Genomic DNA, 12,660 nt, shown 5'->3' with positions numbered 1-12,660 from the left:
CACCTGCCTTTTTTCACGGCTTGATCCATACTGACCTCTTTATGGGCATTAAGGATAAGCAATGAAACTCATCGGCAGTTATACCAGTCCTTTCGTGCGTAAGATTTCGATTCTCCTGCTGGAGAAAGGGATTGAATTTGAATTCGTAAATGAACAACCGTACAACGCAGAGAACGGCGTTGCGCAGTACAACCCGCTGGGGAAAGTCCCGGCGCTGGTAACGGACGAGGGCGACTACTGGTTTGATTCCCCGATCATTGCGGAGTACATCGAGCTGCTTGGCGTTGCGCCAGCCATGCTGCCGGCGGATCCAAAAGCAGCGCTGGCGATGAAGCAAATTGAAGCCCTGGCGGATGGCATTATGGATGCGGCATTAACGTCCGTACGCGAGCAGGCAAGGCCCGCCGCCCAGCAGTCAGAAAATGAGCTGCTGCGCCAGCGCGAAAAAATCAGCCGCAGCCTGGATATGTGCGAACAGCTGATCCGCGACGGGAAAATTCAGAGCGATAGCCTGAATCTGGCGACGATCGCCATCGCCTGCGCCATTGGCTACCTTAATTTCCGCCGCGTCTCGCCGGGCTGGTGCGTGGATCGTCCGCTGCTGGTCAAACTGGCGGAGACGCTCTTCCAGCGCGAAAGTTTCGCCCGGACTGAACCACCAAAGGCTTGATGCGGGTTATAACACTTCCTGGCGGGAGGCGGTACAATCCCCCCACATGTTAACTCCCTCTCCCGTCGGGAGGGGGGAAGATATTTACTCGCCAGGCGCATTCATGACTACTCATCATTCCCTCTACAGCCAGATCCCCGCTACCGATCGTCTGCTTCGTGATCCGCGCATCACTGCGGTGCTGGAGCAGTTTGGCCATACTGCAACGGTCGACATGCTACGCCAGCTTCAGGACGATGCGCGTCGCCATATTCAGGCTGAAAACGCGCTACCCGGCTGGTGCGTGGCGTGGGCGCAGGAAGTTGAATGGAGGCTGAGCAAGCACGCGCAAAGCGCGTTGCGCCCGGTTATTAACCTGACGGGCACGGTTCTGCACACCAATCTGGGCCGGGCACAGCAGGCAGAAGAAGCAATAGAGGCCGTCACCCGGGCCATGCGCTCGCCGGTGACGCTGGAGTACGATCTGGACGGCGCCGGGCGCGGGCATCGCGATCGCGCACTGGCGGATCTTCTCTGCCAGATCACCGGCGCGGAAGATGCCTGCATTGTGAATAACAACGCGGCGGCGGTGCTGTTAATGCTGGCGGCCACCGCGAGCGGAAAAGAGGTTGTCGTCTCTCGCGGCGAGCTGGTGGAGATCGGCGGGGCGTTTCGTATTCCGGATGTCATGCGCCAGGCGGGCTGCACGCTGCATGAAGTGGGCACAACCAACCGTACCCATGCAAAAGATTATCGCGCTGCGGTAAATGAAAACACCGCCCTGCTGATGAAAGTGCATACCAGTAATTACCACATTGAGGGGTTCACCAAAACGGTGGAAGAGGCCGAACTGGCCGCCATCGGGCGCGAGCTAAACGTGCCGGTGATTGCCGATCTCGGCAGCGGGTCGCTGGTGGATATGCGCCAGTACGGTCTGCCGAAAGAGCCAATGGTGCAGGAAATGGTTGCTGCGGGCGTAAGCCTGGTCAGTTTCTCCGGCGATAAACTGCTGGGCGGGCCGCAGGCGGGGATTATCGTCGGCAAGCGCGAGCTGATTGCGCAGCTACAGCAGCACCCACTGAAGCGTGCCCTGCGTGCCGATAAAATGACGCTGGCCGCGCTGGAAGCCACGCTGCGGCTCTATCTCCACCCGGAGAAACTGGCTGACCGCCTGCCCACGTTGCGTTTGCTGAGCCGTGATGAAGCCTCTGTTCGCGCGCGGGCGGAAGCGCTACTGCCGCAGGTTGCTCCTCATTACCCTGAGTTTGAAGTTCGTATCGAGCCTTGCCTGTCGCAAATTGGCAGCGGCTCGCTGCCCGTGGACAGGTTACCGAGCGAAGCGCTGACGTTCACCCCGCGCGACGGACGCGGAAGCCAGCTTGAGGCGCTGTCGGCGCGCTGGCGTGCATTACCGACGCCAGTGATTGGCCGGATCGGTGATGGTCGTATGTGGCTGGATTTACGCTGCCTGGAAGATGAAGGGCGGTTTCTGGAGATGATGTTGAAATGATTATTGCCACCGCCGGTCACGTTGACCACGGCAAAACCACGTTATTGCAGGCCATTACGGGCGTGAATGCCGATCGCCTGCCGGAAGAGAAAAAGCGCGGCATGACCATTGACCTGGGTTACGCCTACTGGCCACAGCCCGACGGTCGCGTGCTGGGCTTTATCGACGTGCCCGGCCACGAGAAGTTTCTTTCCAATATGCTCGCGGGCGTGGGCGGGATCGATCACGCTCTGCTGGTTGTCGCGTGCGATGACGGGGTGATGGCGCAAACGCGCGAGCATCTGGCGATCCTGCAACTGACGGGAAACCCGCAGTTGACCGTCGCCCTTACCAAAGCGGACCGTGTGGATGAGCCGCGTATCAACGAGGTGCGTGAAGAGGTACTGGCGGCGCTGAGTGAATACGGTTTTAAGGATGCCGCTCTGTTTGTCACCGTGGCGACAGAAGGCCGCGGTATCGACGCTCTTCGCGACCATTTGCAGCAGATCCCGTCTCGTGAGCATGCCAGCCATCACCGCTTCCGTCTGGCGATCGACAGGGCGTTTACCGTGAAAGGGGCTGGGCTGGTGGTGACGGGTACCGCGCTGAGTGGCGAAGTTAACGTGGGCGATACCCTGTGGCTGACGGGCGTGAACAAACCCATGCGCGTGCGCGGGCTTCACGCGCAAAACCAGCCGGTGGAACAGGCCCACGCCGGGCAGCGTATCGCCCTGAATATTGCTGGTGATGCCGAAAAAGACCAGCTTAACCGCGGCGACTGGCTGCTGGCCGACGCGCCGCCGGAGCCTTCTGAACGGATTATCGTTTCTCTACAGACCCACACGCCGCTGACCCAGTGGCAGCCGCTGCATATCCATCACGCGGCCAGCCACATCACCGGACGCGTGTCGCTGCTGGAAAACGATCTCGCCGAACTGGTGTTCGACTCCCCGCTCTGGCTGGCGGATAACGACCGCCTGGTTCTGCGCGATATTTCGGCGCGCGAAACCCTGGCGGGCGCCCGCGTGGTGATGCTGAATCCGCCCCGTCGCGGCAAGCGTAAGCCCGAGTATTTAGCGTGGCTGGCCTCGCTGGCCCAGGCCCGTGACGACAAGTCTGCGTTAGATATCCACCTTGAGCGTGGTGCGGTGGATCTGGCTGCGTTCGCCTGGGCGCGCCAGCTCAGCGGTGAAGGATTGCGTCTTCTGACGCAGGAGCCGGGTTTTATTCAGGCTGGCAACAGCCTGCTGAACGCGCCGGTGGCGGCGCGCTGGCAGCGTAAAGTGTTGAGCACGCTGGCGACCTATCATGAACAGCATCAGGATGAGCCAGGCCCGGGCCGTGAACGTCTGCGGCGCATGGCGTTGCCCATGGAAGACGACGCGCTGGTGCTGTTGCTGATTGAAAACATGCGTGAAAGCGGCGTGATTGCAAGTCATCACGGCTGGCTGCACCTACCGGAACACAAGGCCGGTTTTACCGCTGAGCAGGACGCGGTCTGGCAAAAAGTGGCGGCGCTGTTTGGCGATGAACCCTGGTGGGTGCGCGATCTGGCGCGTGAAACCAATACCGATGAGCAGCTGATGCGTCAGGTACTGCGGCATGCGGCGCAGCAGGGCATGATTGTGGCGATCGTGAAAGATCGTTATTACCGCAACGATCGGATCGTGGCGTTTGCGAACCTGATCCGGGAGCTGGATCAGGCGCGCGGATCAACCTGCGCCGCAGACTTCCGCGATCGGCTGAACGTTGGACGCAAACTGGCGATTCAGATCCTGGAGTATTTCAACCGCATCGGGTTTACGCGTCGTCGTGGCAATGACCATGTGCTACGCGACGCGCAGTTATTTCCGTAAGCGTTAAGCGCTGCGCGCCTGCTTCTGCTTAGCCAGCCAGACCGCGCCCAGCCTTCCCGCCTGGTTACCCAGCTCGCAGGGAAGGATGGGCACCCGGAGCGCTTCCCACTCCTCGAATCGCTGTAAATATTTATCCAGCAGGAGATAGATTTTCTCCTGCTCACTAATGCCGCCGCCAATCAGCACCGCCTGCGGATCAAACATAGAGATCACGCTGTAAATACCGCGCGACAGACAATGCGCCCACGCTTCAATGGCCTCGCGCAGATGCACGTCGCTGTCCATGCGTTTAAACAGCTCCTCACCATCAGGCATCTCATCTTCCGACACGGCCAGCGCGCGGCGGCAGGCTTTCATCAGGCCACTGGCGGATGCCACTTCATGCATCGGCTCGCCCTCATTGCCTACGGGCAGCACGCCAAACTCACCCGCCCGGTAGTGCGACCCGCGGTAGAGATCGCCCTCCATGACGATACCGCCGCCGATGCCGGTGCCGATGGTGATGCAGACGAAATGCTCATAGTCCTTGCCCGCGCCCTGCCAGCGCTCGCCCAGCGCCGCGCAATTGGCATCGTTTTCGATTGTCACGGGGAGATCGGTCAGCTGTGCGAACAGTTCGCACAGGTTTTCGCCGTCAAGATAGTCCAGCGCCCCGGCTTTGGCCGCTTCGCCGGTATGGTGATTGATATGTCCTGGAAAACTCACGCCAATACTGGCGATCTCGTGCTCCTGGCAGTACTTATCCACTACCGCTTTCCACTTCTCTTTGAAGGTGCTTTCATCGTCCGGCGTATCATATTCATCGGATGTCAGTTCTTCGCCGTTTTCATTAATTACGCCGTGTTTGATGTGGGTTCCACCCACGTCAAAGCCGATAAATAGCTGCATTGCATCATTCCTCATGAGCCCTTGAGCTATTAAGTATGGCTGCGGCGGCAGAAACGAAACGTAAAGTACGGTAATCCGTGATGCGGCTCGTAAACCCGCTACCCGCTGGCGAGAAAATCACCAGCCGGAACTACCCTTGTTGTACAACAACAGCAAGGAGACGGTCATGACAAACAATCCTCCCTCATCGCGTATCCAGCCTGGCGAGTATGGTTTTCCCCTTAAGCTGAAGCCCCGCTATGACAACTTTATCGGCGGCGACTGGGTGGCGCCCGTCGACGGTGAATACTATTCCAACCTGACGCCCGTTACCGGCCAGCCGCTGTGTGAAATTGCCAGTTCGGGCAAACGGGATATCGATTTAGCGCTGGATGCGGCGCATAAGGCGAAAGATAAGTGGGGGCAAATGTCCGTTCAGGACAGAGCGGCCATTTTGTTCAAAATCGCCGATCGGATGGAGCAGAATCTGGAGCTGCTGGCGACCGCAGAAACGTGGGACAACGGCAAGCCGATCCGCGAAACCATGGCGGCGGACGTGCCGCTGGCGATCGACCATTTCCGCTATTTTGCGTCCTGCATCCGTGCCCAGGAGGGGGGAATAAGTGAAGTTGACAAAGATACCGTGGCGTATCACTTCCACGAGCCGCTCGGCGTGGTGGGGCAAATTATTCCGTGGAACTTCCCGCTGCTGATGGCGAGCTGGAAAATGGCGCCCGCGCTGGCGGCGGGTAACTGCGTTGTGCTGAAACCTGCACGCTTAACGCCGCTTTCGGTACTGCTGCTGATGGAGGTGATTGGCGACCTGTTGCCGCCGGGGGTCATTAACGTGGTCAACGGGGCCGGGGGAGAGATCGGCGAATATCTGGCTACTTCAAAGCGTATCGCCAAAGTGGCGTTTACCGGCTCAACGGAAGTGGGTCAGCAGATTATGCAGTACGCGACCCAGAACATCATTCCGGTCACCCTGGAGTTGGGCGGGAAATCGCCGAACATCTTCTTTGCCGACGTGATGGATGAAGAGGATGCCTTCTTCGACAAAGCGCTGGAAGGGTTTGCGCTGTTCGCGTTTAACCAGGGCGAAGTCTGCACCTGTCCGAGCCGCGCGCTGGTGCAGGAATCCATTTATGAACGCTTTATGGAGCGGGCGATCCGGCGCGTGGAGTCGATTCGCAGCGGTAATCCGCTGGATAACGTTACCCAGATGGGGGCGCAGGTATCGCATGGCCAGCTGGAAACCATCCTCAACTATATTGATATCGGTAAAAAAGAGGGGGCCGATGTGTTGACCGGCGGTCGTCGTAAGGTGCTGGGCGGTGATTTGCAGGAGGGCTACTACCTTGAGCCGACTATCCTGTTCGGTAAGAACAACATGCGCGTTTTTCAGGAGGAAATTTTTGGACCGGTGCTGGCCGTCACCACGTTTAAAACCATGGACGAGGCGCTGGAGCTCGCCAACGACACGCAGTATGGCCTGGGGGCGGGGGTCTGGAGCCGTAACGGTAACCTTGCCTATAAAATGGGCCGCGGCATTCAGGCCGGACGCGTATGGACAAACTGCTATCACGCCTATCCGGCTCATGCGGCGTTTGGCGGCTACAAACAGTCGGGCATCGGGCGCGAAACCCATAAGATGATGCTGGAGCACTACCAGCAAACGAAATGTCTGTTAGTCAGCTACTCCGATAAACCGCTGGGGCTGTTTTAATCTCCCGGGCGGCCTGAGCCGGGTTAAAGCCGGGTGGCGGCTTCGCCTTACCCGGCCTACTTTTTACTCCCTCTCCCGTGGGAGAGGGCTGGGGTGAGGGCAACAGGCCGCAGTTATTCAGCCTTCATCCACCCATATCCGCATTTCCCCTTCTCCCCGGTTTGCCCAACTGAACCATGGAATAAAGGTCAGCGTCTGGGGCTGACGTTCTACCGGCGAGTGGTCGTACTGCCACAGGGCATCAGTGTCCTTCGCCTGACACCCGATCCCTTCCGCCTGTATCAGCATCTTGTGCGCGAAAATGCCTTTGCCTTCAAATACCCGAAACGCGCTGTCTTGCGGCAAAGAAAGGTTATGCAGATTTGCGCCGTTATCGGCTTCTTCCAGGCAGTAAACCAGCGGCCCACGCTGCAATGCGACTTTCCCCGCCTGCTGGCGCACCTGCGGGTTGCCGTACACGCGGCGGACCGGCATCGGTAACGTCAGCGTCAGCGTGTCGCCTTCCTGCCAGTTGCGGTTTAGGTATAAGTATCCACGGGAGACCTCGCCTGTAATGGCTTGACCATTGAGCGAAACAGCCGGTTCCGCACACCAGTCCGGCAGCCTCAGGGCCAGCGTGTGAGTCACCGGAACTGGTGAGGTTATCTCGATTTTCACCTGCTCATGCCACGGATAGTTTCCGCTAATCCGCAGCTGGAGGGTGTGTTCCCCCACCGGAATGGCGACGTCGTTCCCCACGTACAGGTTGATCAACAGCGCGTCCGGGCGAACGGTATAAATATAGTGCCCCAGCGAGGTCAGCACGCGCGCAATATTCGGCGGGCAACAGGCGCAGCCGAACCAGCGCTGGCGCACCGGTTTCACGTGGTCATAGATATGGTTAAAGGCCAGTGTTTTCGGGTGCACTTCCAGCGGATTCACATAAAAGAAATGCTTACCGTCCAGCGCCATGCCACCCAGCACCGTGTTGTATAGTGCGCGCTCCATCACGTCGGCGTAGTGGCCGTCCGCCTCCATCTCCAGCATTCGGCGGGCAAACATCATCAGGCCGATGGAGGCGCAGCTTTCGGCATAGACCGTATCGTTGGGCAGATCGTAATCGCTGCTGAATGCCTCGCCGCTGCTTTGCGAGCCAATCCCGCCGGTGATGTACAGCTGGCGCTGTGCCATTTTGTTCCACAGCCGCAGGCAATCCTGACGTTTCCCTTCGTCGTTGCTCAGGCGCGCCAGATGCGCCATGCCCGCCATCAGATAGACAAAACGCACGGCGTGGCCGATGGCCGTTTGTTGTTCGGCAAGGGGCTGATGCGCCTGGCTGTAGGCTTTGTCCTTGACCATCCACGCCGGGCCATAGGTGTTCCAGTATGACGTTCTGCCGCGCTTCTCATATTCGATATCGTAGAAGTGAGGCTGTGTGCCGCGTTCCTCAATAAAGTATTTCACCAGATTGAGATAGCGTGGCTCCTGCGTGACGTCGTACAGCCGCATCAGCGCCAGCTCGATTTCCGGGTGGCCCGGATAGCCGTGCAGCTGGTTTTCGCCCGGGCCAAACACGCTGTCGATATGATCCGCCAGCCTGCACACCACGTCCAGCAGGCGGCGCTTTCCGGTTCCCTGGAAATACGCCACGCCCGCTTCAATCATATGTCCGGCGCAGTACAGTTCGTGGCATTCGGCCAGATTGGTCCAGCGCTCGGCCGGTGCTTTCACCGTGAAATAGGTATTGAGATAGCCATCTTCACACTGCGCCGCTGCGACCAGCTCGATCACCTCGTCGGCGGTTTTTTCCAGTTCGGCATCCGGCTTCTGGCACAGCGACCACGCTACGGCTTCGAGCCATTTCGCCACGTCGCTGTCCTGAAAGACCATCCCGTAAAACGCCCCCTGTTCCAGACCGGCCGCGATGCGGAAGTTGGCGATGGCGTGGCTGGGTTCAGCCTCCGCCACGCGATCGTTAAGCGCATCCCACTGGTAGGGGATTACCACATCGCGGACCAGCCGTTGGTACTGACCAAGAAACGGGTCGTTGATTTTCAGCTGATGCAGGTCGGCTTCCATTATGGTCATATCGTTCTCCTCAGGACTGTACATGACGCTGGCGCAAATCGGTTGCAATGCGCGACATCACGGGATTGTTAAGCCTGCACCAGCGGATAGCGACCGCCAGCAGCAGGTGGAAAAGGGCAGGGAGCAGCGTCTCCATGGCGGTGATGCCCTGCAATGAGGCGGGTGTCTGGTTGCCCGCGCCTGGCTGATAGGCCACGGCAATAAACACCAGGCTGATGATCCCGGCGCTGGATGCCCACGCGAGCTTGATGAAAAATAGATTGAAGGCGAAATTCATCCCCGAGGAGCGCACGCCGGTTTTCCATTCGCCGTAGTCATCGGCAAAGGCCATTAGCGAGAAGTGAAGCGGCAGGGTGAAGCCCAGGATCACGCCGTTACTTAAAATCACGATAAGCCAGAGCGTCTGGTGCGCCGGGCCACCTGGCAGGAACCACATTCCCATAGCAAGCGCAGCGAGTACCAGGTTGGTGTAGTAGTAGAGTTTGACGGTATCAATCCGCCGCGACAGCGGGTTGACGATCACCGCGCCCAGAATGGCGGCAAAGGTCACCATGGTGAAAAACAGCGAGGTGTACGCCGTGCTGCCCTGAAGCACGTAGGTGATGAAGTACATGTACCCGCCGCCGCGAATGTTGAAGACGTTGATCAGCAGAAACGACATCACCAGCATCAGCAGCAGCTGATCGTTTTTACGCAGGCCCGCCAGGTGCTCGCGCAGGGTGAATTTCCCCATCAGCGCAAGCGGGACGCGCTCGCGCACCCAGAAGAAGCAGCACAAGAACATCACCACAGCGATGGCGCACAGCACGCCGACGCCCAGCTGATAACCCCGGGCGGTATTGCCCTGTCCCAGCTCTGACACCAGCCACGGCAGGCCAACGGAGACCAGAAAGCCCGCCACGCCGCACAGTACGAAGCGCCAGGACTGGCAGGATATTACCTCGTTGTGGCGGGTGGTCATGGTGTTGATCAGCGCGCAATACGGCACGTTGATGGCGGTATAGCCTACGGACAACAGCAAATAGGTGCCGAACGCCCAGGCGATTTTCACGCCCATGCTGGCGTCCGGGACGGTGAAGGTCAGCACGCCGACGATCCCGATGGGAAGCGCGACCCACAGCTGCCACGGACGAAAACGCCCCCAGCGGCTCTGCGTGCGGTCGGCAATCACGCCCATCACCGGATCGGAAATCGCGTCAAATACCCGAAGAGCAATAAACAGCGTGCCCACCAGCGCGGGCGTCAGGCCAAATACATCGGTATAAAAAAAGGTCAGGAAGTTCATGATCAGGCAGGTAATTACCGTGCCGCCCGCGTCGCCCAGGCCGTAGCCAATTTTCTCGCGGACTGACAGTCGGTCATCGGCTGCCTGTTTTGCAACTTCTGCGTCTGTAATCGGTGTGGAAGTCATGGGGTAACTCCTCGATAAACGATTTATTATCGTATTTGTGCAAGGTACCCCATTTATTCTGCATTCAACGGGCAGACCAACAAGGGAAGGGAAAAGTATAAAAAGGTGACGATTCCGACCTGATGGTAAAACTGTGAGTTTGATCGAGCTGTTCTGCTGATATTTATTAATAATCAAACAATAAACGCAATATTAGCCACCATAAAAGCGGGAAATTGAATATCCATGCTTGAATTATCCATAGCACTTCCGATTAAGGTTCAAAATGGCGGGTTATTTATCTCCCGGGGCGTGGGTCGTCATCCCGCACGAAAATTATCTTCGTGGGAGATAATCTTTCTCGAAAAAGGGACATTAACGATCCAGGAGGAAAATACGCTGTTTGAGGTAAACGCCGGCGAGAGTTTATTACTTTGGCCGAAGCGGCGGCATGTCGGCGTGGAAGATTTTCCGGGCGATCTCAAATTTTACTGGCTGCATTTTGAGGTGGATGAAGGCTTGCCTGCGTTGCCAGGTGCGACGCCACTGTCGATTGAGCAACACTGTAGCGTGCGGGATCCGCAATATGTTATTGCGTTATTCCGTCAGTTTTTAAGCGAGCAGGAAAAATTACAGCGTAGCCAGGCGCTGGAGATAATTTTGCTGTTAATTTTGCAGCAGATATCGCTCTCGCCGGGATATGAAGATAAAGCGGATGATGCGGGCGCAGCAATGGCGTGGAAGGCCAAACAGCTTATCCGCACTCACTTTCATTTGCCCATATCCACTTCACAGCTGGCGAAAGAGCTGCACTGCAACGCAGATTACCTGGGGCGAGTATTTCGCCGGACGTTTCATTTAACCCTGACGGAGGCAATACACCGCCAGCGCGTCAGGGCCGCTGAAAAATTGTTGCTGAACGATGCGGCCTCATTAACTGAAGTGGCCACCCGGTGCGGTTTTAATGACGTGGGTTATTTCCGGCAAATATTCTCGAAACATACCGGGTTAACGCCCGCCGTCTGGAAACGGCGGTACTGTAAAGAGCATATTAATTCCGGATGATTACTGGCCGTAATAGGCATTTGCGCCATGCTTGCGCAGGTAATGCTTATCCAGCAATTCCTGCTGCATAACCGGAAGCTGAGGTGCAAGCTGGCGCGAGAAAAGCCCCATATAGGCGCACTCTTCCAGCACCACGGCATTGTGTACCGCATCGGCAGCGTCTTTGCCCCAGGCAAACGGGCCGTGAGAATGAACCAGCACCGCCGGGACCTGCATCGGGCTCATGTCGCGCTCCTCGAAGGTTTTGATAATGACTTCCCCCGTCTGGTATTCATATTCACCCGCGATTTCAGCCGTGGTCATCAGCCGCGTGCAGGGGATCGCACCGTAGAAATAGTCCGCGTGCGTCGTGCCCCATGCGGGTAAATCCTGCCCCGCCTGCGACCAGATGGTGGCGTGGCGGGAATGGGTATGCACAATGCCGCCAATTTCCGGGTAACGACGATACAGCGCGAGATGGGTCGGGGTGTCGGAGGAGGGTTTTTTACTCCCCTCGACCACTTTACCCGTGGCGATATTTACCACCACCATATCTTCTGCGGTCATCACGTCGTACTCCACGCCGGATGGTTTGATCACCATCATGCCGCTGTCACGGTCAACCGCGCTGACGTTGCCCCAGGTGAACGTCACCAGCTGGTGGGCGGGTAGGGCGAGATTTGCCGCCAGCACCTCGGCTTTGAGTTGTTCTAACATGTCATGCCTCCTTCCTGCATTCGGGCTTCAATCCAGCGGCGCGCCTGGATGATCTCCAGTACCGGCTCTTTGGCTTTCTCGGTCCACATTTCAATCAGAAATGCGCCGCGATAGTTAAGTTGATTCAGCGTGTTAAACACGCCAACGAAATCGACGCAGCCCTCGCCAAACGGCACATCGCGGAACTGGCCGGGGCTTTTTTCGGTTACGGGCCGGGTGTCTTTCAGATGGATAGCGGCGATGCGGTCAATGCCCAACGTCAGCTCGGCGGTGACGTCGTTGCCCCACGCGCTCAGGTTGCCGACGTCCGGGTAAACGCTGAACCACGGCGAGGCGAGCATGTCGTCCCACTTTTTCCACTTGCTGATGGAGTTCATAAACGCGGTGTCCATGATCTCTACCGCCAGCATTACCTGCGCGGCAGCGGCCTGCTCTACGGCCCACGCCAGCCCTTCGGCAAAGCGCTGTTGCGTGCCTTCGTCATGCTCCTCGTAGTACACGTCATAACCCGCAAGCTGAATGGTGCGAATACCCAAATCACGGGCCAGCCGGATGGCTTTGGTCATGATCTCGCGGGCGCGTTCGCGCACGGTGTCATCGCGGCTGCCAAACGGGAAGCGACGATGGGCAGACAAGCACATCGACGGGATGGCCACGCCGGTCTCCAGCATCGCTTCCACCAGAGAGGCGCGCTGCGTGGTACTCCATTCAAGGCGCGATAAACGCTCGTCGGTCTCATCCACCGACATCTCCACAAAATCGAAGCCGCAGCTTTTTGCCAGAACCAGGCGCTCCGGCCAGGAGAGATCTTTTGGCAGCGCTTTTTCGTAAATGCCTAACGGATGCTGACGCATG

The 12,660-nt window shown here is 58.1% G+C and carries 10 protein-coding genes; 5 read left to right on the top strand and 5 right to left on the bottom strand.

The features are described from left to right. The first annotated feature begins 61 nt into the window (after positions 1-61). The 3 genes from ACQG2Q_RS24560 (at position 62) to selB (ending at position 3,994) form a co-directional block, all read left to right on the top strand. On the top strand, positions 62-670 hold the full coding sequence (locus ACQG2Q_RS24560) for a glutathione S-transferase (protein WP_015572763.1): 609 nt from the start codon (positions 62-64) through the stop codon (positions 668-670). Between the two features lie 103 nt (positions 671-773). Beyond that, complete coding sequence (gene selA, locus ACQG2Q_RS24555; RefSeq protein WP_063850275.1) at positions 774-2,159, top strand: L-seryl-tRNA(Sec) selenium transferase; 1,386 nt, start codon at positions 774-776, stop codon at positions 2,157-2,159. Further along, a complete protein-coding gene (gene selB, locus ACQG2Q_RS24550; protein ID WP_063149495.1) occupies positions 2,156-3,994 on the top strand; it encodes a selenocysteine-specific translation elongation factor in 1,839 nt (612 codons plus the stop codon). Before selA ends, selB begins: the two co-directional genes overlap by 4 nt. A gap of 3 nt (positions 3,995-3,997) precedes the next feature. Here selB and ACQG2Q_RS24545 read toward each other — a convergent pair whose 3' ends face one another. Further along, on the bottom strand, positions 3,998-4,882 hold the full coding sequence (locus ACQG2Q_RS24545) for an ROK family protein (protein WP_023298868.1): 885 nt from the start codon (positions 4,880-4,882) through the stop codon (positions 3,998-4,000). A 166-nt stretch (positions 4,883-5,048) separates the two neighbouring features. On the opposite strand from ACQG2Q_RS24545, the gene aldB reads away from it, so the two are divergent. After that, entirely contained in the window at positions 5,049-6,587 is a 1,539-nt protein-coding gene (gene aldB, locus ACQG2Q_RS24540; RefSeq protein ID WP_023307168.1) for an aldehyde dehydrogenase AldB, read from the top strand. Positions 6,588-6,704: 117 nt separating this feature from the next. On the opposite strand, the gene ACQG2Q_RS24535 is transcribed toward aldB, so the two are convergent. Together ACQG2Q_RS24535 and ACQG2Q_RS24530 are read right to left on the bottom strand one after the other, a co-directional pair. Further along, positions 6,705-8,654: a glycoside hydrolase family 127 protein gene (locus ACQG2Q_RS24535; protein WP_096216762.1), complete on the bottom strand. Its 1,950-nt coding sequence runs from the start codon at positions 8,652-8,654 to the stop codon at positions 6,705-6,707. Positions 8,655-8,664: 10 nt separating this feature from the next. Next, complete coding sequence (locus tag ACQG2Q_RS24530; protein ID WP_022649754.1) at positions 8,665-10,065, bottom strand: MFS transporter; 1,401 nt, start codon at positions 10,063-10,065, stop codon at positions 8,665-8,667. Between the two features lie 225 nt (positions 10,066-10,290). On the opposite strand from ACQG2Q_RS24530, the gene ACQG2Q_RS24525 reads away from it, so the two are divergent. Continuing rightward, the gene (locus ACQG2Q_RS24525) at positions 10,291-11,109 is read left to right on the top strand and encodes an AraC family transcriptional regulator (RefSeq protein WP_063850278.1); all 819 of its coding nucleotides are present in this window, start codon (positions 10,291-10,293) and stop codon (positions 11,107-11,109) included. Here ACQG2Q_RS24525 and araD read toward each other — a convergent pair whose 3' ends face one another. Then, positions 11,110-11,805 carry an L-ribulose-5-phosphate 4-epimerase gene (gene araD, locus ACQG2Q_RS24520; protein WP_063850279.1) on the bottom strand — a complete coding sequence of 232 codons (696 nt, stop codon included), beginning with the start codon at positions 11,803-11,805 and terminating at the stop codon, positions 11,110-11,112. After that, positions 11,799-12,659 carry an L-ribulose-5-phosphate 3-epimerase gene (locus ACQG2Q_RS24515; protein ID WP_023298863.1) on the bottom strand — a complete coding sequence of 287 codons (861 nt, stop codon included), beginning with the start codon at positions 12,657-12,659 and terminating at the stop codon, positions 11,799-11,801. The genes araD and ACQG2Q_RS24515 overlap by 7 nt, the downstream gene beginning before the upstream one ends. Between the last annotated feature and the right edge of the window lies 1 nt (position 12,660).

Source organism: Enterobacter cloacae complex sp. 370H10, assembly GCF_050031535.1.
Lineage (GTDB): Bacteria > Pseudomonadota > Gammaproteobacteria > Enterobacterales > Enterobacteriaceae > Enterobacter > Enterobacter intestinihominis.
Note: the sequence above shows the minus strand (reverse complement) of the source record. Positions and strands in the feature narration are given on the sequence as shown.